Source organism: Ideonella lacteola (genome assembly GCF_038066555.1).
GTDB lineage: Bacteria > Pseudomonadota > Gammaproteobacteria > Burkholderiales > Burkholderiaceae_C > Ideonella > Ideonella lacteola.
Genome location: NZ_JBBUTG010000001.1, coordinates 328995 through 354170, shown reverse-complemented (window position 1 = coordinate 354170; position 25176 = coordinate 328995). Strand labels below are relative to the sequence as shown.

General features: G+C 67.1%; 28 protein-coding genes. 16 read left to right on the top strand and 12 right to left on the bottom strand.

What is annotated here, in order from left to right:
- Positions 1-13: 13 nt before the first annotated feature.
- The 3 genes from AACH06_RS01445 to AACH06_RS01435 all read right to left on the bottom strand — a co-directional run bounded on the left by AACH06_RS01445 (position 14) and on the right by AACH06_RS01435 (position 1883).
- Positions 14-223 (bottom strand): DUF6496 domain-containing protein, encoded by a 210-nt coding sequence (locus tag AACH06_RS01445; RefSeq protein ID WP_341423808.1) that lies wholly within the window; start codon positions 221-223, stop codon positions 14-16.
- A 127-nt stretch (positions 224-350) separates the two neighbouring features.
- Complete coding sequence (locus tag AACH06_RS01440; protein WP_341423807.1) at positions 351-572, bottom strand: hypothetical protein; 222 nt, start codon at positions 570-572, stop codon at positions 351-353.
- A gap of 261 nt (positions 573-833) precedes the next feature.
- Complete coding sequence (locus AACH06_RS01435; protein ID WP_341423806.1) at positions 834-1883, bottom strand: glycoside hydrolase family 5 protein; 1050 nt, start codon at positions 1881-1883, stop codon at positions 834-836.
- A gap of 235 nt (positions 1884-2118) precedes the next feature.
- On the opposite strand from AACH06_RS01435, the gene AACH06_RS01430 reads away from it, so the two are divergent.
- The 9 genes from AACH06_RS01430 to AACH06_RS01390 all read left to right on the top strand — a co-directional run bounded on the left by AACH06_RS01430 (position 2119) and on the right by AACH06_RS01390 (position 9246).
- The gene (locus tag AACH06_RS01430; protein ID WP_341423805.1) at positions 2119-2553 is read left to right on the top strand and encodes a hypothetical protein; all 435 of its coding nucleotides are present in this window, start codon (positions 2119-2121) and stop codon (positions 2551-2553) included.
- A 12-nt stretch (positions 2554-2565) separates the two neighbouring features.
- Positions 2566-3294, top strand: a complete 729-nt coding sequence (locus tag AACH06_RS01425; protein ID WP_341423804.1) for a TetR/AcrR family transcriptional regulator — start codon at positions 2566-2568, stop codon at positions 3292-3294.
- The gene (locus AACH06_RS01420; RefSeq protein ID WP_341423803.1) at positions 3291-4589 is read left to right on the top strand and encodes an ABC1 kinase family protein; all 1299 of its coding nucleotides are present in this window, start codon (positions 3291-3293) and stop codon (positions 4587-4589) included. Before AACH06_RS01425 ends, AACH06_RS01420 begins: the two co-directional genes overlap by 4 nt.
- Positions 4580-4954, top strand: coding sequence for a DUF6463 family protein (locus AACH06_RS01415; protein ID WP_341423802.1), 375 nt, complete (start codon positions 4580-4582; stop codon positions 4952-4954). The genes AACH06_RS01420 and AACH06_RS01415 overlap by 10 nt, the downstream gene beginning before the upstream one ends.
- Complete coding sequence (locus tag AACH06_RS01410; protein WP_341423801.1) at positions 4947-5306, top strand: hypothetical protein; 360 nt, start codon at positions 4947-4949, stop codon at positions 5304-5306. The genes AACH06_RS01415 and AACH06_RS01410 overlap by 8 nt, the downstream gene beginning before the upstream one ends.
- 168 nt (positions 5307-5474) lie before the next feature.
- Positions 5475-5717 carry a hypothetical protein gene (locus AACH06_RS01405; RefSeq protein WP_341423800.1) on the top strand — a complete coding sequence of 81 codons (243 nt, stop codon included), beginning with the start codon at positions 5475-5477 and terminating at the stop codon, positions 5715-5717.
- 200 nt (positions 5718-5917) lie between these two features.
- Complete coding sequence (locus tag AACH06_RS01400; protein ID WP_341423799.1) at positions 5918-6427, top strand: hemerythrin domain-containing protein; 510 nt, start codon at positions 5918-5920, stop codon at positions 6425-6427.
- Positions 6424-6846 (top strand): response regulator, encoded by a 423-nt coding sequence (locus AACH06_RS01395; protein WP_341423798.1) that lies wholly within the window; start codon positions 6424-6426, stop codon positions 6844-6846. Before AACH06_RS01400 ends, AACH06_RS01395 begins: the two co-directional genes overlap by 4 nt.
- 90 nt (positions 6847-6936) lie before the next feature.
- Positions 6937-9246, top strand: a complete 2310-nt coding sequence (locus AACH06_RS01390) for a hybrid sensor histidine kinase/response regulator (RefSeq protein ID WP_341423797.1) — start codon at positions 6937-6939, stop codon at positions 9244-9246.
- A 49-nt stretch (positions 9247-9295) separates the two neighbouring features.
- Here AACH06_RS01390 and AACH06_RS01385 read toward each other — a convergent pair whose 3' ends face one another.
- Together AACH06_RS01385 and AACH06_RS01380 are read right to left on the bottom strand one after the other, a co-directional pair.
- On the bottom strand, positions 9296-11761 hold the full coding sequence (locus AACH06_RS01385) for an ATP-binding protein (RefSeq protein ID WP_341423796.1): 2466 nt from the start codon (positions 11759-11761) through the stop codon (positions 9296-9298).
- Positions 11762-11944: 183 nt separating this feature from the next.
- Positions 11945-12235, bottom strand: coding sequence for a hypothetical protein (locus AACH06_RS01380; protein ID WP_341423795.1), 291 nt, complete (start codon positions 12233-12235; stop codon positions 11945-11947).
- Positions 12236-12392: 157 nt separating this feature from the next.
- Between AACH06_RS01380 and AACH06_RS01375 the strand changes: the two genes are divergently transcribed.
- Complete coding sequence (locus tag AACH06_RS01375; protein ID WP_341423794.1) at positions 12393-12929, top strand: hemerythrin domain-containing protein; 537 nt, start codon at positions 12393-12395, stop codon at positions 12927-12929.
- A 105-nt stretch (positions 12930-13034) separates the two neighbouring features.
- On the opposite strand, the gene AACH06_RS01370 is transcribed toward AACH06_RS01375, so the two are convergent.
- The 3 genes from AACH06_RS01370 to rpoN all read right to left on the bottom strand — a co-directional run bounded on the left by AACH06_RS01370 (position 13035) and on the right by rpoN (position 17408).
- On the bottom strand, positions 13035-15503 hold the full coding sequence (locus AACH06_RS01370; protein WP_341423793.1) for a catalase: 2469 nt from the start codon (positions 15501-15503) through the stop codon (positions 13035-13037).
- 43 nt (positions 15504-15546) lie between these two features.
- Positions 15547-15924, bottom strand: a complete 378-nt coding sequence (locus AACH06_RS01365) for a hypothetical protein (protein WP_341423792.1) — start codon at positions 15922-15924, stop codon at positions 15547-15549.
- Between the two features lie 62 nt (positions 15925-15986).
- Positions 15987-17408 carry an RNA polymerase factor sigma-54 gene (rpoN, locus tag AACH06_RS01360; RefSeq protein WP_341423791.1) on the bottom strand — a complete coding sequence of 474 codons (1422 nt, stop codon included), beginning with the start codon at positions 17406-17408 and terminating at the stop codon, positions 15987-15989.
- Between the two features lie 331 nt (positions 17409-17739).
- Between rpoN and AACH06_RS01355 the strand changes: the two genes are divergently transcribed.
- The 4 genes from AACH06_RS01355 to AACH06_RS01340 all read left to right on the top strand — a co-directional run bounded on the left by AACH06_RS01355 (position 17740) and on the right by AACH06_RS01340 (position 21840).
- Positions 17740-18363, top strand: coding sequence for a hemerythrin domain-containing protein (locus AACH06_RS01355; protein ID WP_341423790.1), 624 nt, complete (start codon positions 17740-17742; stop codon positions 18361-18363).
- An 83-nt stretch (positions 18364-18446) separates the two neighbouring features.
- A complete protein-coding gene (locus tag AACH06_RS01350; RefSeq protein WP_341423789.1) occupies positions 18447-18773 on the top strand; it encodes a BON domain-containing protein in 327 nt (108 codons plus the stop codon).
- 409 nt (positions 18774-19182) lie between these two features.
- Positions 19183-21399 (top strand): ATP-binding protein, encoded by a 2217-nt coding sequence (locus AACH06_RS01345; protein ID WP_341423788.1) that lies wholly within the window; start codon positions 19183-19185, stop codon positions 21397-21399.
- 78 nt (positions 21400-21477) lie between these two features.
- Positions 21478-21840 carry a DUF2845 domain-containing protein gene (locus tag AACH06_RS01340; RefSeq protein ID WP_341423787.1) on the top strand — a complete coding sequence of 121 codons (363 nt, stop codon included), beginning with the start codon at positions 21478-21480 and terminating at the stop codon, positions 21838-21840.
- On the opposite strand, the gene AACH06_RS01335 is transcribed toward AACH06_RS01340, so the two are convergent.
- Positions 21822-22355: an endonuclease V gene (locus AACH06_RS01335; RefSeq protein ID WP_341423786.1), complete on the bottom strand. Its 534-nt coding sequence runs from the start codon at positions 22353-22355 to the stop codon at positions 21822-21824. The genes AACH06_RS01340 and AACH06_RS01335 overlap by 19 nt on opposite strands.
- Positions 22356-22397: 42 nt before the next feature.
- Positions 22398-22652 carry a hypothetical protein gene (locus tag AACH06_RS01330; protein ID WP_341423785.1) on the bottom strand — a complete coding sequence of 85 codons (255 nt, stop codon included), beginning with the start codon at positions 22650-22652 and terminating at the stop codon, positions 22398-22400.
- Positions 22653-22801: 149 nt separating this feature from the next.
- Between AACH06_RS01330 and AACH06_RS01325 the strand changes: the two genes are divergently transcribed.
- Both AACH06_RS01325 and AACH06_RS01320 read left to right on the top strand, forming a co-directional pair.
- Complete coding sequence (locus tag AACH06_RS01325) at positions 22802-23113, top strand: putative quinol monooxygenase (protein ID WP_341423784.1); 312 nt, start codon at positions 22802-22804, stop codon at positions 23111-23113.
- A gap of 31 nt (positions 23114-23144) precedes the next feature.
- Positions 23145-23582: a hypothetical protein gene (locus AACH06_RS01320; protein WP_341423783.1), complete on the top strand. Its 438-nt coding sequence runs from the start codon at positions 23145-23147 to the stop codon at positions 23580-23582.
- A gap of 99 nt (positions 23583-23681) precedes the next feature.
- Here the strand turns inward: AACH06_RS01320 and AACH06_RS01315 are convergent, their stop codons facing one another.
- Positions 23682-24731, bottom strand: coding sequence for a lipocalin family protein (locus tag AACH06_RS01315; RefSeq protein ID WP_341423782.1), 1050 nt, complete (start codon positions 24729-24731; stop codon positions 23682-23684).
- On the bottom strand, positions 24709-25173 hold the full coding sequence (locus AACH06_RS01310) for a phage holin family protein (RefSeq protein ID WP_341423781.1): 465 nt from the start codon (positions 25171-25173) through the stop codon (positions 24709-24711). Before AACH06_RS01310 ends, AACH06_RS01315 begins: the two co-directional genes overlap by 23 nt.
- Positions 25174-25176: the final 3 nt, after the last annotated feature.

The following is a 25176-nucleotide window of genomic DNA, read 5'->3' as shown; positions in this document are numbered from 1 at the left end:
CGCGCACCACCGGTCAGTGCTGGTGGCCGCGCGAATCGCGCCGGGTCGACTTCTCGGGCGGCACCTTGCCACCCTCGCGGCGCGCCTCGGACAGCCCGATCGCCACCGCCTGCTTTCGGCTCGTGACCTTTTTGCCGGTGCTTCCGCTCTTCAGCTCGCCCTGCTTGAATTCATGGACCGCCTTCTCCACTTTTTCGTGGGCCTTCTCGCCGTATTTCGCCATGGCTGCTCCTTCGCGGCGCCACCGTGGGCCGCTCTGGGCGAAACCGGCAATCCCAATGCCCGCTTCAAGCAGGCGAGCACCAATGCTTGCGGCCAGCGATCGGTGCGCCCGCAGGCGCTGTCAGCCTTCAGTCGGGCCGGTGGAACTCATCTGCCAGTTGGCGGTAGCGAGCCTGCTGCCACGTGCGGTAATCCGCGTCCATGGTCTGCCAGGGGTCGATGTGCCAAGGCTGCAGGTCAGGCCCGAAGGCGGAATCCGGGCTGCCCCAGGGATGGGGGGCTCGGGCACCGCTGTCGCACAGGTTGCTGGCATCGGGCCCAGGGACTCGTTCGGCAGGACGTAGGGGCATCTCGCATCCTTTCGATCGGGGCTGGCGACGCCGCAGCGACCCGCCCAAGCACCTCCAGCATCGTGATCGGCCCGGATGAGCCGGTGACGTGGGGGCATGTCGGGCGCCATCGTGCCACGGTCGATGACAGATCGGTGACAAGAACATGAAGAAGCAGGCCCCGCTTGTTGCCCGATCGCCACGCGTCACGCCCGTCGATCCCGTGTTGCGATCGCTCCGACCCCGATGCCCTTGGGGCCATGCCCAGGCGAGACCGGCGTGTCAGCGCGACGCCTGCGAACGCTCCGGAATCAACGCGCCCAGGATGGGCTGCACCCAGGTGTCAGAGCGCATGTCCCAGACGATGAAATCCGAATCGAACTGCCAGTACGACCAACCGAAGCCGCGTGCCTCCGCGGCGCGTGCGACCGCACTCGTCCATGCCACCCGCATGGGCGTAGCGCCCGTTTCGAGCGCACCGAACTCGCCCAGCAGCACGGGGCGCCGGTGGCGGTCCGACCAGGCCCTGACGCGGTCGAAATCACCTTTCAGCCGGTCCAGATCCGCCGGGGTGCCCCAGGTCACGCCCGAGAGCTTCTGGTACTCAGGCGCCCACGACGCGCCCTGGTGGGTGAACTCCATCGGCGCGTAGTAGTGGAAGGTCACGATCAGGCGCCGATCGTCCTCAGGCAACTGCAGGCTCTCCAGGTGATCCTGGTTGTTCCAGAATTTGGGGCCCACGATCACCCGCCGCGTCGGGTTGGTGGCGCGGATGATGCGCAGGTTCTCGGCCAGCACCTCGTTCCACACCGCATCCATTTGTCCGTTAGGCTCATTGAGGATCTCGAACAGCACCGCATCGGGCTGTTCGCGGTAGCGCTGCGCCACCTGCTGCCAGAACGCCATCAGACGGCTGCGACAGGCCGGCACCTCCTTCGAGCACGCGATGAAATCGTGCTCGTCGATGATGACCTGCAAGCCGGCCTTCACCGCCTCGCCCACCAACCGGTCCAGCGTGGAAAACCACGCGGCCGACAGGCGCTGCTGGGCGTCCATGTGGGCAAAGGCGTGCAGGTTCAGCCGCACGTGGTCGAACCCTGCGGCGCGGATGGCGGCGAAGTGCCGAGGCTGGAAACGCGCCTGATCCGGCGATTGCCAGATCGGGTCATAACCCACGATGTTGACGCCACGCCACGCCGCGGCACGGTCGCCGCCGGGCCGCTGTCCTGCGCCGCCGACGTGGCGGGCGATGCCACCCCCACGAGTGCGCCCACCAGGGAGCACCAGGCCGCCCAACGTTTCATACCAGTCCACATCTTGTGCTCCTGCCATCGGCGAAGGTCGTCTGACCGCCGCTCAGTCTTGTCAAATAAACATTCAACTAAACGGCGTTGTTTAGTGATTATCTGAAGCGACCGCCCGGGCGGGCTCATGGCTTTCCCGCGGCGCTGCTTCTCGACGCGATCGCGGAGGCAGGCGGGCCGCGAAGGCCAAATAACCCATTGAAGTCAATTAAAAATCGGTCTAGACTGCACTTAATCCATAGTCATTTCACTAAAAGACGTTCATGCCCCACATCACGCCCCTGGCGCTGGGTGGCTGCCTCAGCGCACTGGCCGCCCTCGCCCACCTGGCCTGCGTCGCCATCGGCGGCCCGGCCTACCGCTGGATGGGCGCGGGTGAGGGCCTCGCCCGCGCCGCCGAAGCAGGCCGCTGGCAACCGACCGCTATCACCCTGTGCATCGCCGCGGTGTTGGCCGTATGGGCGCTCTACGCGTGGGCGGGCGCCGGCTGGTGGACGCCCCGTTCGCCCTGGCCTGGGATGAAGCTGGCCCTGCCCCTCATCTCCGCCATCTACCTGGTACGCGGCGTTGCGTTCCCGTGGCTGAAGCCGCACTTCCCCGACAACTCGAACCTCTTCTGGCTCGTGTCCTCGGCCATCTGCCTGCTGATTGGCGGGTTGCATGCCTGGGGCACGGTGTCGAGGTGGTCGGAACTCTGAAGGCCTGTTGCCATGAGAACCAGCAAGGCCCAACAGGCCCAGACGCGGCGGCGCCTGATCGAGACCGCCGTGCGCCTGATGAGCGAGCGCGGCTACGACGCCACCACCTTGAAAGACGTGGCCCGCGAGGCGGGCGTGGGAGATGCCACCGTCTACAACTACTTCGCCAGCAAAGAGCGGCTGCTCACAGGCTATTTCGAACTGGTCATCGACGACGCCCTCGTGCAGTGGCGCGCCACGCCGGAGCTGGGCCAGTTCAGCCTGCAGGAGAAGCTGCAGTGCCTGGTGGACGCGGTGCTGGAACGCCTGAGGCCCGATCGCCCGTTCGTCGCGCTGGCGCGCGATCTGCTCACGCGCGCGCCCCTCACCGTGCTGGGGGCCGATCTGCCCGGCAAGGCGGTGATGCAGCGCGAGCTGGAGCGGCTGCTCGACGAAGCCGAAGCGGCCGCGCAGATCGCGCCCTGCAGCTTCAAGGCAGCGCTCGGCGGCTTGTGGATCGACTATCTCTTCGGCGTGATCGCCTTCTGGTTGCAGGACGAATCACCGCACGAAGGTGAGACGACCGAACTGGTCGATCTCAGCCTGGAGTTGCTGGTGATGGTGCTGCACGCCGGGCTGCTCAACCGTGTGCTCGCGCTCGGCGGCTTTCTGCTGCGGGCCCAGATGGGGCGCTGGATGCGACGCGGCCCCGCGTTGATCGACCTGTTGCGCGGCGTGCGCGCGGCGGTGGGCCCGGCATGAGCGGTTGCCCGCCCACCGGCAAGCTGGCCCGCGGCGCCATCGGCGGCGCCACCGCCGCCCGGCTGGGCGCCAAGCGCCTGCTGCACAAGGCGCACAGCGCCCTGGGCACGCCCGACCTCTCGGCACAGCAAGCCGAGTTGGGGCGGATCTTGTTTCAAGGCCTGAACCAGCTCAAGGGCACCGCCCTGAAGGCCGCACAACTGCTGAGCCTGGAGCTCGGCTGGCTGCCCGAGCCGATGCGACAGCAGCTGGCCCAGGCGCACTACCAGGCCAGGCCGCTGAACCGCGCCCTGGTGCTGCAGCTGCTGCGCCGTGAGTTCGGTGCCGGCCCCGAGCAACTGTTCGCCCAGTTCAACCCGCAGGCCTTCGCCGCAGCCAGCTTTGGGCAAGTGCATGAGGCGCGAAGCCACGGCAGCGAGCGACTGGCGGTAAAGCTGCAGTACCCGGGAATGGCCGCGGTGGTGGCCAGCGACATGCGGCTGCTGCGTCGCCTGCTTCAGCAACTCGCGCCCAGCGCGGGGCTGCACCTGCCGGGAGACACGGTGCTCGAAGCGGTGCTGTCCGACGTCGAGACCAAGCTCACCGAAGAGTTGGACTATCGCCGTGAAGCGGACGAGCTGGCCTGGTTTCGAAAGCACCTGCTCCGCCCCGGCCTTCGCTTGCCGGCCCATTGGCCCGAATGGAGCAGCGAGCGGGTCATCACGCTGGAATACCTGGACGGCCAGCATCCCGAGGCCTGGCTGGCGCGCGACCCCAGCCAAGCAGAGCGCGATGCACTCGGCCAATTGCTGTGGGACGGCTTCATCGACATGCTGCGCCTGCGCCGCATCCAGGCCGATCCGCACCCGGGCAACTTCCTGTGCCTGCCCGCCGGCCAGTTGGGGCTGCTGGATTTCGGCCGAACGCTGGCGCTGGGCGAACGGTTCGTCACCACGCTGCACGGCGGCTGGGTGGCTCGCCGCGCCGACGACGCGACCGCCCTGCACGCCCTCTACGCGCAGCAAGGGTTGATTCGGCCCGAGCTCGAGCTGGCGCGCTTTCGCAGCGAACTGTGGCCGGCCATCGGCCCCTTGATCGACTGGCAGCTGACGCCCTGGCGGGAAGCCGTCTGCGATTTCGGCGCCTATCCCCTCCCGCCCAGGATGACGCCATCGCAACAACAAGCCGCGATGCGCCACCTGAACCACATGCCGGCGGAAATGCCCTTCTTCGATCGCAGCTTCATCGGCGTGACCCAACTGCTGCGCCAATGGCGCGCCCGCGTCCACACCCAAGGAGAACTCCCATGCCTGTGAACCCTTCACCTCCCCGGGCGTGGGTTGCGCCCTGGCTGCTCGGCGTTGCCGCGCTGCACACGCTGTTCGGCGCGGTGGTGTTCGGGCCGGTGCTCCGCCAACTCTGGCAGGGCGGCGTGTTCAACACGGTGGGGGCCGATCCGCTGCGCGGTGCGGTGGTGTGGTTCTTGATGTTCGGCGTGCCGCTCGCCCTGCTGGCGCGCGCGATCGCGCCGCTTGAGCGCCAGGCCGACGCCGGCCCCGTGCTGCGCCAGCTGGGCTGGGGCCTGCTGGTGCTGGGGCTGGCCGGTGTCGCGCTCATGCCGGCCTCGGGCTTTTGGCTCACCTTTCCGCCGGCCATCGGCCTGCTGCGTCGCCATGCTTGAACTGGCAGCCGCCCTCTTGGCGCTCATGGGCGTGGCCCACGCCTACCTGGGGGAACGCTACATCCTGAGTCGGCTGGCTCGCCGCGAGGCACAGTTGCCCCCGCTGCTGGGCGGCACCGCCTTCACCCTGGGCACGCTGCGATTCGTCTGGCACCTCATCGCCGTTCCCTGGGGCACCATGGCCTATCTGCTGCTGGTGCTTGCCCACAGCGATCCCAGCCGCGACCAACTGCTGACCGCCATCGGCGCGAGTGCCAGCCTGTCGGCCCTGATGCCGTTCTGGTTCACACGCGGGCGGCACCTGTCGTGGCTGGTCTTCCTGCTGATCGGCGGGCTGGTGCTCGGGGCCTGAGGGCGCTGCATCGCCCAGCAGCGCGCCACGCGCAGCGGCGCAACCCGAGCCCCATCGCGCGCCTTCGAAGACCGTCCACGCCGCCTCCTGCCTCGGCACGTGCCTTGCCGCCGTCCACGCCAAGACGCTCACTTTGGCAAGAAAGGACGTTGCGATGCGCCTGCCCCGATGGAGATTGGTGTGGTCAACCCGCGGCTGCTGATCGTCCGCCGGCGCGGCCCGTCGCTCCCCTCCTGTTTGGCCGATGCCTTGCGGGTGCGCTGCGCGGCGTTGGATGAAACCTTGCGGCAACAGTGCGGTCCGGCCTTGATGCTGCTGCTCTTGCGCGACATCGAACGGCTGAGCGACGAGCTTCGCATCGCCATTGACACCCAGGAAGCGATCGATCGGATCCGGCGCCGCCGCGCTTGAGCGGGCCGCGCGCACGCTGCCCGCGAGCGGTCTTCGGGCCATCGGGCACTGCCGCGTAGCCAGCCGCGCCGTGTAGGACTGAACGCCGCCACGGCGTGCGGATGGGCCGCAACTTCCTGCCCCGCCCCTTCCAGCCACAGCCCCAGGTTGATACGGTGTCACGCCATGGACATCGCCGCTGGCCGCAGAGCCTTGCTTGCATGACGACCGACACCGACACCCGAACCGCCCATCCACGACGCCGGGCCACGGACGCCCCTGACGCCGTGGCCCTTCTTTGGCACGAACACCGCCGCTTCCTCGACCAGTTCGACACCTACCATCGCTTACTGCAGAGCCACGCTCCCGCGCCCGAACGCGAATACCTGGCGGCACAGGTCTGTCATGGCCTGCTGGTTCACATGGATCTGGAGGAGCGACTGTTCTATCCCGCCGTCGCGCGGCAAATGCGCGATCAGACGCTGGTGGGCGAAGCGGTGGTCGAGCACCGCGCCACGCGCGCGTTGGTCACGCGTATCCGCAGCACACGCGCGACAGACCCGATGCTCGATGCCCGAATGAAGGTGCTCGCCGAACACTTTCGTCACCACCTGACCGAGGAGGAGTCGGAGCTGTTTCCCGTGGCCAGGCGTCGCCTCGACGTGCAGGCACTCGGGGTCCAACTCCATGCCTTGCGGCAACGCTTGATCGCCCCGTTCAGCCCCACATGAGCTCGCGCCCCACACTTTCACCGACGACCTCGGTGCCAGCCACCGCGGCCCGGCAGGTGCTCGTGGTGGACGACAACCGTGATGCCGCGCAAAGCCTGGCCATGCTGCTGGAATTGATGGGGCACGACACGGCCATGGCGCACGACGGCCAGGACGCGCTGCGGTGTGCGGAGAACTTCAATCCCCAGGTGGTGCTGCTGGATATCGGCATGCCCCGCATGGACGGCATCGAGGCCTGTCGGCGACTCCGGGCCCGTGTGACCGGCGCGTCAATGTCCATCGTGGCACTCACCGGCCTGGACCAGGGCGCGGTGCAGATCGGGCCCGGTCACTTCGATGCCCAGTTGGTCAAACCCGTGGGTTGGGACGAGCTGATCCAACTGCTCCATGCGCTGCCGCCCCCCACCGCCATGTCTTGACGCGTTGCGTCAACCTGCCAGTGCGCCAGGAACGTGGCTTGCTGTGGCAGGGCTTCTGGCATATCCACCGACGATGATCGGTGTGTCATCGTGCCCTACAGCCGAGTCCTGTTTTTCAAAGGCCCCAACGCCGCCAGCCGGGCCACAGGTGCGCTAGGCGTTCTGGTGGTCGGGCTGCTCACGGTGATGGTGAGCGTGCCGATGTGGCAGACGCGTTCACAAGCCCGGCTCTCGGCCGAAGCACTCGCCCAAGACCTGGCGTTTGCGCTGGCGGTGCATGCACGCCAGGCCATCGACTCGGCCGACTACGTGGCTGACGCGGTACAGCGGGCCGTGGAACGACGACACTTCCATACTGCGGGCGAGATGGCACGCGAATTTGCCAGCGAGGCCGACCACCAGTGGCTGCGCTCCCGACACGGCAGCTTTGGCGCCATCCATGAAGTGACGGTGCTCGGGATCGACGGGCAGGTCGTCAGCACCTCGATCGCCTACCCGCCGCCACCCACCCTGCTGGCCACTCATGAAGCATTCGCGGCGTTGCGGGACGGTGCGGCGACAACCAGCCTCAGTCGCCCTTCGCCCAACTGGCTCGACGGCACGCCCACCTTCTACCTCAGCCGTCGCCTCGATGACGCGCATGGCCACTTCTTCGGGGCCGTGCTGATCGGTCTGTCGCCCAGCTACTTTGGCGACTTCTATCGCATGCTCCGGCTCGATCGCACACAGCCCGCTTCCGACCTCACCGCCATGACCTTGCTGCGGTCAGACCACGTTCTGATCGCTCGGGCGCCATTGGGCGAGGGCCTTGGAAAGCGCATCGGTGAAGCCGGCGCCTACTCGGCCCTGCCCTCCGAGCGAAACACCATCGCGTCGTCGGAGCCTGCATTCAACCCTTGGGATGCCAAAGCAGGAAACCGAAGTCGATTGGTCATGGCATGGCATCCGGTCGACGGCTATCCGCTGACAGCGGCCGTCGCCGTCAAAGACGACCTGTACCTGGCCCCGTGGCGAAGCCAGGCGACCGGAACGGCGGCATTCGCCACCTCAGCCATCCTGTTGTTGAGTGGCACCTTCGTCGTGCTGGTACGGGTTCTGCGACGACGAGAGCGCTACCTGCAGGAAGCCGAACGGCTTCGTGCCGCCGCCGAGGCCGCCAGCCGCGCCAAGACCGATTTCCTCGCCACGGTGAGCCATGAGGTCAGGACACCGCTCAACGGCATTCTCGGCACCGCCGAGCTGCTCGCGCGCTCCGGTCTAGCGCCGCGGCAGCAGGAGCTGGCGGGCACGCTGTTGACCTCGGGCCGCAACCTGTTGGCGATCATCAACGACATCCTCGACCTGTCACGCATCGAGGCCGGTGAGCTTCACCTCGATGTGGCACCGTTTTCGCCGCGCCGCCTGGTGCACGACGTGCTGAACCTGTTCGCACCGTATGCCGAGAGCAAAGGCCTCGGCCTGTCGATGCATGTGGAGCCGGCCGTCCCCGCCGCGCTGCTGGGCGACGCCCAGCGCGTCAAGCAGATCCTGGGCAACCTGGTCAGCAACGCCATCAAGTTCTCGGACCGCGGCGCGGTGCGCGTCGAATTGCGGTGGCTCGGCACCGAGGGGGCCGATGGTGGCACCGGCCTGCGTGTCGAAGTGAGCGACCAGGGCGTAGGCATTCCTGAGGAGGCGCGCGCCCGGCTGTTCCAACCCTTTGGCCAGGCCGATGGCTCGATCTCGCGGCGCTTTGGTGGCACCGGGCTCGGCTTGGCCATCTCTCGCCGGCTCGTGTCGATGATGGACGGGCGCATCGACTTCGACAGCCCCAAAGAAGGCGGCACCCGGTTCTGGCTCGACCTGCCCCTGCCGGAACACCGGGGCCCGCTGCCCGAGGAGGCGAATCACTTCGAGCAATCAGGGTGGACATTCGCCCACAGCGGCGCGATGCCGCTGCCGCCCGTCCACCCCACGGTCCCGAGAGAACCCGAGTTCCATGTGCTGGTGGTGGAAGACAACGCCATCAATGCGATGGTCGTCGAAGCGCAGCTTGAAAGGCTGGGCTGCTCGTGCGATGTGGCGATCGACGGGGAAGAAGCGCTGCAGCGCCTGGGATCGGGGCAGCGATACGACCTGGTCTTGATGGATTGCATGCTGCCCGGCATCTCGGGCTTCGACGCCACCCGGCGTTGGCGTGCGATCGAACGCGAAGCAGGCTCGGGCCGGTTGCCCATCGTGGCCCTGACCGCCAATGCCTTGGCCAGCAACCTGGAAGAAACCCGGGCCGCGGGCATGGATGACTTCCTCACCAAGCCCTGCACACTCGACAAGCTCGATGCGGTGGTCCGGCATTGGCTGAGAGAAGGCCCATCTAGCCAAGGCGGCCCACCCCAAGACCACGGGCGCGGCGATAACTGAGCGTCCCTCGGCCCGCCCGACCCCGCCGGGCCGCCGGGGATCGAACGTCTCAGGCCTCGGCAGGGCCCAACAGGCGCTGCAGGCCTCGTTCGAACTGCCGCAGCAGCGTCTCGTTCAGCGAGCGATGGTCGATCGGTTTGGTCAGGTAGCCCTCAAACCCCGAGCGCATTGCCGCGTCAATCTGCTCAGGCATGGCATCCGCACTGACCGCAACGACGGGAATCCCACGGGTGCGCTCATCGGCCTTCAAGGCTTCGAGGACGGTGAACCCCGTCCCATCGGGCAGGTGCATGTCGAGGAATATCAGATCGGGCAGCGATTGCGCCGCGATCAACCCTTGGGCACACGTGGTGGCGACCTCCATCTGAACACCGGGGATGAGCCGCATGAAGCCCTCCATCACCAGGGCGTTGACGGGGTCATCCTCGATATAGAGCAGCCGACGCGTCGAGCGCAAGGAGGGCAAGGCTTCCAACCCCTGGAAGTCGGTGTCTGCCACCTCCATCGGTTTCAGGGTTGCCGCCGGCAGGCTCAGCACGAAGCAGGTCCTCGACACGGAATCGTCCAGCGTGACATCCCCACCCATCAAGCGCGCCAGCTTGCGGCTGATGGTGAGCCCCAGGCCGCTGCCGGCGGGACGGTCTTCGGCAGCCACCCGCACAAACGGCTCGAACAGGCGGGAGCGCTGTGCCACGGGCACACCCGCGCCCTCGTCCCAGACTTGCAAATCGACCTGATCATCGCCGTGGCGCCGGGCCTTCACGGTGACCGTCGAATCAAGAGGGCCGAACTTGATGGCATTGGCCAACAGGTTCAGCAGCACCTGCCGCGTGGCCCGTTCGTCCGCCATCACCCCTTCCACCTGCGGCGCCACGTCGACGCACAACTTGATGTGGCGCTCGGCGGCCTGCGGCAACACCATGTCGATCGCACGGTCGATGGCGGAGCGCACCGAGATGGTGGTCGGATGCATCTCGATGCGCCCGGCCTCGATGGCCGAGATGTCGAGCATGTCGTTGATCAAAGCGAGCAGGTGCTCGCCGGCGTGGTGAATGTGCCGGGCCGATCGGCCGGGCTCAGTGACAGTGTCAGGAAAGCGCAGCCGAAGCAATTGCGAGAAGCCGACGATCGCGTTGAGCGGCGTCCTCAACTCATGGCTGACCCGCGACATCAGCTCGGCCCTGGCCTCGGCCGAGCGAGCCGCTGTGTCTCGCTCGATGCGCATCGCATCGAGTTGCTCGCGCTCGCGCACCTCGTCGGTCACATCGCTGATCACCCCGTAGAAGGCCACGCTGCCGTCGGGCTGTTGTTCGGGCATGGCCTGTGCGAACAGCACCCGCTCGCCTCGTGTGGGCAGGCGGACGCGGTATGTGGCGCGCCAGCGCGTGAGGCTGGCGGCAGCGCGGGCCACGGTCTCACTCACGCGCACCGCATCGTCGGGATGCAGGCGCTGAAGAATCGCCGAGGCGTCGTTGCGCACTTCTTCTGGCCTCAGCTCATACAGCGTCGCCAGGTTGTCGCTCGCGTACGGCATCGCCGCGCGGCCATCCGGATACACGCGAAACTCATAGATCACCCCTGGCACCTCGGCGGCGATGCGCTCCAACGCGCGGCTCGCCCGGCGCGCCTCGCGCTCGGCCAGCGCCTGAGCGCTGACATCGCGCGCGATGCCGCGATATCCGCCGAAAACACCGCCATCGTGACGCGGCACGGCCGACAGCAGCAGCGCTCGCGGCTGAGCAGCGCTTCCACGCTGGATCATCACGCGGGAAAACCGCGCCCGCCGGTCGAGCAAATCACGCAGCCGCAACAGCGGCGCCGATGGCAGCAACCCGGCCAATCGCTGGCCGTGCTCGTCGGTTACCTCCGTATCCGGCAAGAGGCAATCGGGCAAGAACTCGCCCTGGGCTCCCCACGCCTCGGCCAGCCCGGACGAGATCCACGACAGGCGTCCGGCGGCGTCGGTTTCCCAGTACCAGTCGCCGGAGGCGACAGCGAAATCGGTCAGACGTTCCGTATTGGATTGCAGCAATTGCAGCTGTCGATGCGCAGTAAGCACCGCCTCCGCACCCGCTGCGAGGCCGACCAGCGCGTTCAGTTGCTCAGGGCTCAGGCGTCGGGGGCGCTGATCGATCACGCACAGCGTTCCAACCGCCAACCCATCGAGCATCAGCGTCTTGCCGAAGTAGGCACGAATGAAGGGCGGCCCGGTGACGAGGGGGCTGCCGCAAACACGCGGATCGAGCAGCGCATCCGGCACCACCATCAGATCGGGCCGGACGATGGCATGGGTGCAGAAAGAGTCGACACGCGGACCGCCGTCGGCATCCCATCCATGGCGTGAGAGGAAGTGCTGGTGATCCGTGCCGACCAAGCTCACCAGCGCGATGGGGCACTGCGTGACCTGCGCCGCGGTGCGCGTCAGAGCATCCAGAGCCTGACGCCCCGCCGCCCCCAGGGCGCGCGCTTCGTCCAGCAACGGCTCGCGCCGACACTCCTGCAGGCCTGCGTCCATGGCGATGGTTCCCCTTGACGCCGATTGTGTGCCGCGGCCAGTGCGATGTCATCCATCGGCCTTGGCCGCAGTAGGCGCGACGAAACCTTGACGCCCGAGGGGCCAAAACAAAGGGCCGCGCATCGCTGCGCGGCCCTTGAACGATTCGGCGCGGCGGGTGCTAGGCACGACCGCGTCCCTGCATCAACGCTGCTCGCGTTTCTGACCGGCTTGGCCCGGCTGGCCGCCCAGCTGTTCGCGGCCCGCTTCACGTGAGCCCTCGCCCTGCTGGCCGCTGCCGATGCTTTGACCCTGCTGGCCTTGCTTGTCGGAGCGCTGTTGCTGCTGCTCGTCCGACCGCTGCTGCGGGTTGGCCGACTGGCCTGGTTGCTGCTTCGAGCGATCCTGCTGCTGCTGATCCTGCCCTCGGTTGGTGTCGGCCGATCCTTGCTGGCCACGGCTCGTGTCGTCTTGATTGCGGTTCTGCTGTTGCATCGCGATTCCTTAGGTTGAGTCGGCGGTGTTGCCGGCATGGGTGAGGTGGGCAAGCGAGGCTCCCGCCCTTTGCGCATGCCTTGTGCACCTCGAAGAGGCACACGCATTGCCCTGATTCCAGCGTCCACAACCCTCAGCCAGCCCAGGAGATCTACGCATGCCAGCCACCAAGAAGGCGACCTCGTCGTCCACCGAATCCCGCTCATCGAGCAAGACGTCCGGCTCGTCGTCATCCAAGTTGGATGCCATCAAGCTGCTGACGCAGGACCACAAGGAGGTCAAGAAGCTGTTTGACGACTATGACAAGCTCGTCAAGGGCGATGCCGACGCCGACGAACGAGAAGCGCTGGCCCAGGAGATCTGCGAGATGCTGACGCTCCATGCCACCATCGAAGAAGAGTTGTTCTACCCGCAGGCGCGCGAAGCCCTCGGCGACAACGAGGATTTGATCGATGAGGCCACGGTGGAGCACGCCAGCGCGAAAGAGCTGATCGCACAGATCGAGGAATCTTCGCCCGATGAGGAGCTGTACGACGCCAAGGTCAAGGTGCTCAGCGAGTACATCCAGCACCACGTGAAGGAAGAAGAAGGCGAGATCTTCCCGAAGATCAAGAAGGCCGAACTCGACCTGCTGGCCCTGGGTGAAGAGATGGCCCAGCGCAAGGAAGTGCTGCAATCGAGCTTCGCTCGCTGAGCAAGCGAGCGAACGCGGCCGCCGGGTCAGCCCGGCGGCCGCGTCAGGTGGCGAGTGCCGCGGGGCCGACCGCCTGTGAAAAGGCGTCGGCCCCGCGGCACGGCGTCAACCGGCTCCCACTGTCGCCTCTCGCGGCGGCGGCGGGCTCGCCGAAATGCCCGCACGCTCACGCTCGACGTGCCGATGCTGCGCCATCGCGTTCACCAGCCACGAGCACGCATGGGCTGCGTCGTCCGGGCCCACCTGGGCGATGCCGGGGTCGGGCTCGCCGGTGGGCAAGGTGGCCATGACACCCGCCATCCCGAGCAGCGTCGACGAAGCCCCAATGGACAAGATGGTCTTGCCGTGCAGCCAGGCGTCCCGGATGAAAGGCACGGTGTGCGGGTCTGCCGCCAAGGCCTGAACCGCCGCCTCGCCCCCCGGCAGCACCACCGCGTCGAACAGCACGCTGGGCGAGTTTTCCATCGAAGCATCGGCATCGATCGGCTCGCCGTTGGCCGTCGCGATGGGGCCGACGCGAAGGCCCACGTACCGAGACGTGGCCCCTTGATCGAGCATCGTCTGCGCCACGCTGCCGAGCAGCCCCGACTCCACCCCGTTGGCCACCAGGATGGCCACCTTGCGCGACCGGATTCCGCCCTCGCCCGGGTGTGCCGTCAGCGACAGCGCGGGCGACTCGGTCACTTCAGGATCCGGCACCTCGTCCAGGGCCCGGGGCATCGCTGCCGGTACATCCATGCCCAAGCCCCTGGCCACTTCCTCGGCCAGTTCGGCGGACACATTGGCGAGCGAAGCGAGCATGCGCTGGCGAATCGCCGGTACCGTCACCTTGCTCAACTCGAATCGAAAGGCACCGGCGATATGGCGGCGCTCGACTTCCGTCTGGCTGTTGTAGAAAAGCGTGGCTTGCAGGTAGTGCTCGGCAAACTTCTGCGGCTTGCCCCGAACCTTGTCTTCGTACACGGGCTGCGGGAACGAAACGAATCCCTGCGCCCCTGCCTGGAACGGGCATCCGCCACCCAGAGAGTTCGGCTCGTAGGCCACACGCCCTCGGTGGATGGCCTGCCGGTGCATGCCATCGCGCTGGTTGTTGTGCACCTGGGCGATGGGGGCGTTGATCGGTATCTCGTGGAAGTTCGGCCCCCCCAGCCGGCTGATCTGGGTGTCGACATACGAGTGGATGCGGCCGGCCAACAGCGGATCGTTGGAGAAATCGATGCCGGGGATCACATGCGCGGCACAGAACGCGACCTGCTCCGTTTCGGCGAAGAAGTTGTCCGGATTGCGGTTGAGCACGAGCCGGCCCACGGGCACCACCGGCACCAGCTCTTCGGGAACCAGCTTCGTGGCGTCCAGAATGTCGAAGCTGAAACCATCGGCGTCTTCTTCCGTGAAGACTTGCAGGCCCAGCTCCCATTGCGGGTACTCACCGGCCTCGATCGCCTCCCACAGGTCTCGGCGGTGGAAGTCAGGGTCGGCCCCGGAGATCTTTACCGCTTCATCCCACACCAACGAATGCGTGCCCAGCAACGGTCGCCAGTGGAACTTGACGAAACGCGACTCCCCCTCGGCATTGACCAGCCGGAAGGTGTGCACGCCGAAGCCTTGCATCATGCGGTAGCTGCGCGGAATGGCGCGGTCTGACATCACCCACATCAGCATGTGGGTCGACTCCGGCATCAAAGAAACGAAGTCCCAAAAAGTGTCGTGCGCCGACGCCGCCTGCGGCATGCCGTGGTGCGGCTCCGGCTTCACTGCATGGACAAGATCCGGGAACTTCATCGCATCCTGGATGAAGAACACCGGGATGTTGTTGCCCACCAGGTCCCAGTTGCCATCATCCGAGTAGAACTTCACCGCGAATCCGCGCACGTCGCGCGCGGTGTCGACCGAGCCGCGCTCGCCGGCCACCGTCGAGAAGCGCACGAACACCGGTGTGCGCTGGCCTTCGGTCTGGAAGGGGGCCGCGCGGGTGAGCTCGGGCACAGCACGGGTGCATTCGAAATAGCCGTGCGCGGCCGAGCCCCGTGCGTGCACGATGCGCTCAGGGATGCGCTCGTGGTCGAAGTGGGTGATCTTTTCGCGAAGGATGAAGTCCTCGAGCAGCGCCGGGCCGCGAAGCCCCGCCTTGAGCGAGTTCTGGTTGTCGCCGACGCGCACGCCCTGGTTGGTCGTCAGTGCCTGGGCACTGGCATCGGTGCGCACACGATCCAGAGGGCCCACAGCCGGGTTGTGACCGATCGACGGCAGCCCCTCACCGAGTTTGCGCGAGGCACGGCCCTCGCTGAGCGTGCTGGCGGTCACCTCCGCTGAGGCGGGCTCGGCGGTGGCGCCGGGGCTGGGATGGTGGCCATGCTCCAGGCCATGCTCCAGGCGTTTGTTCACCGGGTAGGGCATGCTCGCGGCCAGCGCTTGAACACCCGCGGCATGGCGCGCCGAAGCGTCGGGCGCATCGTCGCTGCCTGAGCTCGATGGGCCGCCTGCGCTTTGGCGCGCGGCGGCCCGGGTGCCCGCCTCTTTCGCAGCCGATTTTGGCGGCGTAGCTTTGTCGGGTCTGCTGGGGGATTTGGCCATTCAAGTGGTCTCCAGGTGGGGAATCGTGGTGTCGCGGTGCCGATCAGCGGCTGAGGCGGCCGATCAGCAGCCCCACGATCACCGCGCCCGCGAGGTAGCTCAGCGGGTGCTCGCGCACGCTGGCGCGGCAGGCCTCGGCGTAAGCCTGTTCCGTTTCGCCCAACCGGTGCGCCTTGTCGCGCAGAACCTCTGCGGCCTGGGCCACGGACTCGGCGGCGGCGTCCACGGCTGCGTGCGCGGTGTTGACCACGCGTTCAAAGCGTTCGCCCCGGGCCGCGGCCGCAGCGGCATCGCCACCGTTCGGCGAGGCCGACGCGTCGGAGGCGGAGGACGACGAGGCCGGCGGCGTGCCGTAGCCGCTGGGCCCCGTCGGCGTCGTGGAGGTCGCGAATGGGGTGTCTTGGGTCAGGTTGTTGGCCATGGTGGTCTCCGGATGGGGGTGAGAAAGACTCCCACCTTCGGCAATTGCCGTTCCTCCGTCCGTCAACGCACACGCCGACGCTCGACCGCATCGATGTGCAGCATCTGCCGATACTTGGTGACGGTGCGTCGCGCCACCCGCAGCCCCTGGGTGGCGAGTTGGCGACAGATTTCGGCATCGGAGAACGGCTTGTTGGCGGCCTCCCCGGTGATGATGTCCTTGATCAGCTCGCGGATCGCTGTGCCCGAGCAGGCGTTGCCGCCAGCGCTGACGATGGCGCGCGAAAAGAAGTGCTTGAGCTCGAACACGCCGATGGGGGTGGCCATGTACTTGTTGTTCGTGACCCGGGACACGGTCGACTCATGGATGCCGCACTCCGACGCGATGTCGCGCAGCAGCAGCGGCTTCATCGCCATGGCGCCGAACTCGAGAAAGTGCCGCTGATGCCGCACGATGGCGGACGCGACGTCCAGGATGGTGGCAAAGCGCTGCTCCACGTTGCGCAATGTCCACCGGGCGTCTTCCAGGTGGCCCGCCATCTCGGCGTTGTCCGTGCGTCGATGCCGTGCGAAGAGCTCTGCATAGACACGGTTCAGACGCACCTTGGGCATCACCGACGGATTCAACTGGACGACCCACTCGCCACGTCGCTTGCGCACGGTCACATCAGGCACAACGTAGCGGATCAACGCAGGCCCGAAACGCCAGCCGGGCCGGGGGTCAAACCGCCGGATGCGGTCGCAGACCCGCTTGACCATCTCACGTGTTTGCCCCAGCCGGCCGGCCAGCAACTGGACATCGCGCGCCGCCAGCGACGGCAAATGCTCGTCAATGATGGCCTTGGCGAGCGAGCGCTCGAGCGGACAGTCAATGGCCTGCAACTGCAGCCTCAGGCATTCGGCCACGTCGCGGGCGCCCACGCCCGATGGATCAAGGGATTGCACCCTTCGCAACGCGATCTGCAGTTCATCGACAGACGCCGCCGGCTGAACCGGTGCGAAGCCGACCAGTTCCTCCAGTGAGATCCTGAGGTAGCCATCGTCGTCCAGCGACTCGACGATGCTTCGCGCCAGGACCAGATCGCGCCGAGGCAGCGGCAACAGGTTCAGCTGACCATGCAGATGCATCGCCAGCGTCTGCTCCGCAGCCATGGTGTCCATCGCAGACGTTTCTCCATCCGCTGCCTGTCGCGACGACGGGAGTCGATCTGCCATCCACAGGTCGCGATCGTCACCGAACTCCCCCGCGAACTCCACTTCAGGCTCTGGCGCCGCTGCCTCCACGCAGGCGTCAGTCCCCGCCAGCTCGGAAACGGTTTCGGCGGGGCCATCCTCTTCTTCCAGTAAGGGGTTTTCGCCCAACTTGCCGCGCACCACGGCGGCGAAGTCGATCGACGACATTTGCAGCAACCTGACCGCCTGTTGAAGGCGGGGCGACAGGCTCTGAACTTGCCTTTGGTCGGATCGAAGTTGAAGGACTCCCACACAGTCTCCCGGTTGCCATAACGCGCGTTGGGCAATGCCCGCGTCCGGTCCAGTGAAACGAGAAATCGAATGTCTGATCTCTGCGCATCACCGGATCAGACGCTGGCCGACCTGCGTTTCAGGCAATGCAGATGCCCATTCGCGCGACGGGCTGCACACGCCGCAGACACCCGGCACCCAACGACCGACATGCGACGGCCGGGACATTCCCATGGATTTGCGGCAAAGCCTGCCGCTGCGACTCGGTAGAAAGGAAGCCAGGCGTGGCACAGCGAGGTGCTCATCGGCACACCGATTGCCGGTCGGGCGAAAGCCCTGACGGAGTTCGACCATGCCGCACCACCCCCACAGCCGAGCCTCCACCGCCGCACGCAGCCACATCATCGAACTGCTGCAGGACGACCATCGGCGCCTCAAGCGGGCCTATCGCGAGTTTCAGCGGCTGGATGCCGACCGAGACGGATCGCTGTGCGAATCGATCGTCCGGCGCACCTTGCAGGAGATGCGCGTGCATGCCCAACTCGAGGACGAGTTGATCTATCCGCTGATGCGTCCCATCGTCAGCGATCCCGAACGTGTCGACGAAGCCGAGGTGGAACACGAGGTGATGACCCTGCTGATCGCGCAGCTGGAGCACGCCAACGCGGCCGATGACAAGTTCTCCGCCCGCTTTGCCGTGCTGTGCGAATACCTGTTGCATCACATCAAGGAAGAAGAAGGCGAGCTGTTCCCGCAGCTCAAGCGCGCCACGCTCGACTGGGAGAGCGTCTGCGACGAATTCACCGGGCGTCGGGAGGCGCTGTTGGCGGCCGAGGCCCGTGATCCGCTCAGCACGATGCCCGACGCGCCGCCCACCGATGAAACAGGCTTGTTGCTGTCGAGCCACCGCCCTGCCCACCACCCCGCGCGATACCCGGCGCACGAGTCGGGATCGATCACCAGCCGAAAGATCTGAGGATCCCCGCCATGTTCCCCGCCCATGATCAGCGGGCACGCCGTTTGCCCCATGGCCTGCCCAACCACTGAGGAGTGATCCCCATGAAGAAGTTCTCCCTGATCGGCGCCGCGGCCATCGTGGCAGGCACCCTGCTCGGCGCGACCGGCTGTGCGGTGACCAGCGGCCAGAGCAGCGTCGGCCAGTACGTCGATGACAGCACGATCACCGCCCGCGTCAAAGCGAAGATGGCGGAGGATCCGCAGGTCAGCGCGATGCGCATCAACGTCAAGACGCTCAACGGCACGGTGCAACTCGCCGGTTTTGCCACCAGCCAAGCCGAGAAGGACTCTGCAGGCAAGCTAGCGGCCGAGACGCCCGATGTGAAATCGGTTCGCAACGACATCGTCGTGCGCTCGCCGAGCAACTGAGAACCCACCTGGAATGCAGTAATGACGGCCGAGGGTGCAGCTCGCGCCCTCGGCCGCCGTCGCAGCACGGTCAACGCAGCGAAACATCGTCAAAATCGTCTAGGGCATGTTCACACTACGGAACCCCGATGCGTAGTGTGAACACGCCCTAGCGCCCACCGTGACCGCGGAGCCTGAAACCGTGTCACAGCCCTTTGGGGTGACCGCTCTCCCGGCGAGCGACACCCACCGCCTACCTCGCTGGCGGAAATCCATGGCCGACCGCTCAACTGAACTGAGAGGCACACCATCTCGATTCGATGGTGATGAACTGCCGCCGCGCCCCGGCGCGTGCGGTGCCACGGCCGCAGCTGTTCTACAGTCCGAGCCGAGCCTCAGCCGCCCGGCTCGACTCCTGTCTACAGTTCTCATGCCGATATCGATCCGCTCTCGCTTGCTGTTGCTCGTGATGTCGGTGCTGCTGCCTGCGGTGGCCGGCGCCTTGTGGGTGGTGTTCGACACCTTCCGCTCAGAGCGAGAGACGATGGAGCGGGGCCTGCGTGACACCACCGCTGCGTTGTCGATGGTGGTGGATCGAGAGCTGATGCAGCGCGCTGCGATTGCCCGCACGCTCGCCATGTCGGGCTTGCTGGACGAGGTGCCCACGATGTCGGCCGAAGAGCGGTCGTTCTTCGACCGCCAGGCACGGCACGCGCTGCAGGGCCTGAGCGGATGGGTCGAGCTTCGGACCGAAGCGGGTGTGCAGATGAGCACCCACGTTCCTCCGGGAGCGGCCCCCTTGCCAGGCCTGCCCAGCCCGCCCAAGGCACTGTCGGAAAACGAGGAGATCAGCCCACTGGTGCGCGACCCGGACACCGGCGAGTGGCACGCTGCCGCGGTGGCGCCGGTGCGGCGAGCCGAGAAGACGGTGGCCAACCTCGTGGTGACCATCCTGCCGATCGAGTTGCAACACATCATCGACCAGCAGCGCCTGCCGTCTGGCTGGGTGGCCACGGTGATGGACCCGCAAGGCATGATCGTGGCGCGCTCGCCGGGCGGTGCAGCCTACATCGGACGCGTGGCCACCGATGACATGCGCGACCTGATGAAGGCGCATCGTGAGCACCTCTTCGAATCGCGCACGCTCGATGGCGTTCCGGTGCGGGGCTATTTCAGCACGTCGTCCCAGGGCTGGACCTTCCTCACCGCCGTGCCCCGCGCTCAATTCGCCGGCCGAGTGCCGGCCGCGGTGCTGCAGCTGCTGTTGGGCGGTGCCGTTCTGCTCGGCATGGCGATCGCTGGCGCGCGCTGGGTGTCGCGACGCATCGTCGGCCCAGTCGAGGCGCTGCGGGACATGGCCGAGCAGATGCAAGCGGGCCAGCCAGTGCAGTCGCACGCCACCGGGATCGGTGAATGCGACCACGTGGCCAATGCGCTGGAGGCGGCCTCATTCGCCCAGCAACGTGCCCGCGTCGAATTGGAGCGCAAGGTCAACGAAGCGATCGCGCGCACCCGCGAAGCCGAACAGCGTGTGTCGCACAACCAGCGGGTCGAGGCCCTCGGTCGGCTGACGGGCGGCGTGGCGCACGATGTCAACAACCTGCTGGGCGTCATCAGCAACAGCGCCTACCTGATCGAGCGCCGCAATGATGGTCAGCTGGATCTGACGTCGCCGTTGGCGGCCACGATGCGCGCGGTGGAAGCCGGCCGCCGCTTGACCCAGCACCTGCTGCGCTTTGCCGGGCGCCACGCGACCCGGCCTGAGCGCCAGCACTTGGTGAGCACCTTGCCCGACATGCAGGAGCTGCTCGGCATTGTGGTGGGCAAGCGCGTCGAGGTGACCGTGAAGGTGGCACCGGACACCCGGCCCGTGGTGGTCGACGGCAGCGAACTGGAGCTGGCCCTGCTCAATGTGGCACTGAATGCCCGCGACGCGATGCCGAAGGGCGGGCATCTGTGCGTCGAAGCGGGCAACGCCTTGCCGGAGGACACCACCGATCTGCCACCGGGTGACTATGTGATCATCACCATCACTGATGATGGCGCGGGCATCAGCGATGAGGTGGCCAACCGGGCCTTTGAGCCGTTCTTCACCACGAAGGAAGCCGGACTGGGAAGTGGCCTGGGCCTGAGCCAGGTGCACGGCTTTTGCGCCGAGGCCGGCGGACTCGCCCGCATTGCCGGCACGCCCGGCCTGGGCACGGCCGTCTCGTTGTTGCTGCCCGCTGCGCCGCCGTCCACAGCGCCCATTCGCGCCACACAGACCGGCGAACAAGCCACTCTCGCGGGCCTGCGGATGCTGGTGGTGGAAGACAACGAATCCCTGGGCGATGTGACTGCCGCCGTGCTGGGCTCTTACGGCGGCCAAGTGCAACTGGTGCGCAGCGCCGAGGCCGCTCTTGAACTGTTCGGCGACGGCCCGCCCCGGTTCGACGCGGTGCTGTCGGACATCGTCATGCCCGGTGGCATGGACGGCGTCGCCCTGGCTCGGCAGCTTCGCCAACTGCATCCGCAACTGCCGGTGGTGCTGATCAGCGGCTTCAGCCATGTACGGCCTGCTGATGGCGAGTTCACCGTGCTGAGCAAGCCCTGCGCCCCGCAGGATTTGGTGGCCGCGCTCGGGCGGGCAGTGTCTGCTGCGACGTAGGGGCAGCCGCCCACGCCACCATCGCGCACAATCTCGCGGATCGGCGCCACGGCTGCGGGCGCCGCTGCGAGGTGGTGGATGAAGCTGCGTTTCCTGGCCCCGTTCGTGTGGATGTCGACACTCGCGCTCGTGCCGGCCGTGTCGGCACAGGCCGAGACCCTGCGCTGCAACGGCGCCATCACGGGCGAGGGCGAATCGCGCCTCGCGGTGCTCTACAAGTGCGGCGAGCCGCTGTTGAAGGACAGCTACTGCGCGCCGTGGGTGCAATCAGGCACCTTGCAACCGGTGCCCGGCGCCTACGCCGCGGCGGCACCCTGCCAACCGATCGAGGAGTGGGTCTATGACCGCGGCCCGGGCAACCTGATGGCCACGGTTCGATTCAAGTCGGGCGTGGTGCAGTCGATCCTCTACGGCCGCGGGCCTCAAACACCTACCCCCTGAGGCCCCGGCCCCGCCGGCACGCGACCGCGACACAGCTGGTCGACCCATTTCAGCAGGGTGGGAAGGCGATGCGGCCCATGCATGCCCGCGATCGCTGCTTTGGCGTCGGACAGGGCCATGCCGATGCTGGTCACGTACAGCGGGCGCTCGCTGCCGCCCCGCAGCACCTGGAACTCTGGCCCGATTGCGCGGAACGATGTCTTGGCCACGCCGACGACGGCCGTCGTGGCCTGCAGTGCGTGGTACAGGTGGTTGCCCAGACCGGGCTCGGACGCGCCATCGAGGTAGACATAGCCATCGATCACCACGCAGTGGGGATGCAGGTCATGAGCCCGAATCAGTGTCAGCAGGCACGGCAGCTCGCGCTGGTAGAAGCGGCCAGGCTCGTACTCGGCGGCCGGTGGCAGCCGTTCGACAAAGCTGCGCTTAGGACGCGAATCGTCCCATCGGTCGAACGCGACACCGGCCACCACCGAGTGGTCGGCTGCGTAGTGCACATCGAGCGCGAGGATCACTTTCGGCCGTGCAAGGCGTTCATGGGCGAAGCTCTCAGCCTGTCAGCCGATCAAGAGGCCGGCGCTGTCCAGACGGGCCTTCAGGGCCGCAAAGCCACCCTCGTACTCCCAGTACATCACCCGCCCATGCGAAGAGTTGACGAGCAGGTACTTCTCGGACACCGACTGGATGCGCTCGATGGCCACCAGCTTCTCGACAAAGGCTTCGTCGCGAATTTCTTCGACGATCTCCTGGTTGTCGTCGGTGTAGCCGTGCATCACGATGGCAGAGCGAACGCGAACGGAGATGAATTTCATCGCGATTCATGGCCCGGCGCCGGCCGGGCGTCAACAAGAGGCCGCCTATTCTGTCGCCATGGCGGGCGGGCCGCTTGCCACGGGCCACTTGCACCTAGCAGATCACGCCGGTCTCGCGCAGAATGCGCCCTCATCTCCGGGATGCACCCATGATCATCATCCTCGCCAGTGTGGTGGCGGCAGCCGGCCGAATCGATGAGGCCCTGGCGCTCAGCCAGGAGCACGTCGAACGTTCGCGCGCCGAGCCCGGGTGCCTCGCCCACGCTGTGCACCGCGACACCGAAGATCCGCACCGGCTGGTGTTCGTCGAACAGTGGCAGGACATGGCGGCGCTCCAGGCCCACTTCGCCGTGCCCGCCTCCCGAGAATTCGCCAAGGCGCTGTCGACGATGACCACCCAGCCACCCGAGTTGAGCTTGTTCGACGCGTCGCCCGTGCCCATGCCTGGCCGACCGGCTTGATGCCTGGCCTGCTGAACAGAAAGGAGTGCCGATGTTTCCCTGGCTCTGGTTCTGGGCGCCGCAGTTCCACTTCCCATGGAGCGGCGATGTGGCCCAACGGGTTGAACCCAACACGCACTGGTTCTTCCAGGGCATCTCACCGACTGCCGGCCATGCCGACATCGAGGAAAAGGCCTTCGGCGTGGCCAGCTATGGCAAGCAACTGGGGCTGATCACCGAGGTGCTGCTGGCGCTGGCCGAGCAGGCCGATCGAACCGCACCCGAAACCGCGGAGTCGCTCGCGAAGTTGAAGGCCATCGCCAGCGAGATCGAGGCCATCAAGCGACATGAATACGACCAGACTGCGACCGAGCTGGAGGCCCAGGTGAAAGCGCTGCAGCGGCAAGGCGGGCCCCGCTACGCCGAGCTGGTCGAGCGGCTGCGCCCGCTGTTGGCCGCCACCGCGCCCGGCGCCGCCCCAGGAGGCTGACCCGGCCTTGCCCCGCCAAGCCGTGGCAGGGGCGGCCCACAGCTCAGAGAGCGAGCGCCTTTCGGCGCTGGCCAGCATCAACGAAAACGACTCAGGCGCTCAGCCCGGTGGGAAGTCGGGCACCGCGTTGGCCCGCGGCGCGTCGTCGTCAAAGGCGTGCCCATCCGGCCCCGGCGGGGCGGAGAGCACCAGTCGGTCGACCGGAAAGCCCTGGGCTTCGGCGATCGCTGCCAACTGGTCGAACACGGCCGGTTCGATCACCGGCCGCCGCGCCAGGATCCAAAGCTGGCGTCGGCGCGGTTCGCCGACCAGCGCGACGGTGTATCCCTCGTCAAGGTGCAGGATGCAGTAGTCGACCCACGCCCAAGGCAGCCAGCGGAGCCAAGCCGGCGCGAACGTGACTTCCAGCCTCGCTCCATGCCCGCCGGGCACCTGCCTCGCCTCGCCAACGACCACATGTTCGCGGCCCTCGGCATCGACACAGCGATTGACCACCTCGACGCCGCCGTCACCCCGCAGCGCGTAGCGCGCTTCGGGTTGGCCATCACACAAGTTCTCCTCGTCATGGGGCAACCGGGCGATTTCGTGCCAGGTGCCGGCATAACGGGCCAAATCCACATGCGCCACGGTGTGCAGCGGCGGCAGCGGGCCCTCGGGCTCGCGTGCGCGGTCCAGCACCTGCATCAGGTGCCGTGCGGCCACCGAGCCGAGATTCATCATGGCCGCCGTCGAGGTCGCGCCCCAACGGCGATGCCAGGCGGCGGGCAACAAGGGCCACACGATGGCGAGCATCTCAAGCCAGCCCAGAGGCCGCGATGCGCGGCCGCCGCGGCTTGAAGGGTCGTGGCGATGCCGACTGGCGCGCTCGCGCTGGTCGGCCTGATCGGCCGCGTGGTGGTCTGAAGTGCGGGCGCGTCGCCCTGAACGCCGCCATACCCACCAGGCAGCCCCTGCCGCCAACACGCCCCCCAGCACGGGTGGGCCCCAGCGGGCCACCCAAAGCGCCGGATCGCGGGCGCGTTGGGCCCGCTGCGTCAAGGCCCCCCATCGCGCCCGCACCCGTTGTTCGCGGGCGATCAGCGCCATTTCGGCGCGCTGGATGCGAGTCTCGAGGTCTTGCGCGTCTTCAGTGGGAGTCAGCTGGCCCATGGTCGTCCGGGGGTGGGGCATCGCCGCGCGGCAGCGCATCGGCAGAGAAGGTCAGGTGGCGGCGCGTCGCCGGCAGGCTCAACCGAGGGGTCAGTCGACGCACCTGCCTCATCGCGAACGCCACAGCACCGAGATTGATGAGCAACACAGGCAGCAGCGCCAGCGTCCAGTGCAGGCCCAGCTCGACCAACGCCAGCACCACGCCGGCCCACAGCGCGATCCACGCCGTCACGCCGAGGATGGCGATCGCCACCACCCAGGCCACGATGCGCGCCAGCGCCTGGCCGGCGCGCGCCAGTTCAAGGGCAAAGAGCTCGACCCGGTCGCTGACCAGGCCAGGCAGTTCGCGCAGCAGCGCCTGCAGTGCATCCACCAGCGTGTCGGCACGGTGCTCGCTGCTTGCACCGCCCCCGGGAAGGGGATTGGAAGATTCATCAGACATGCG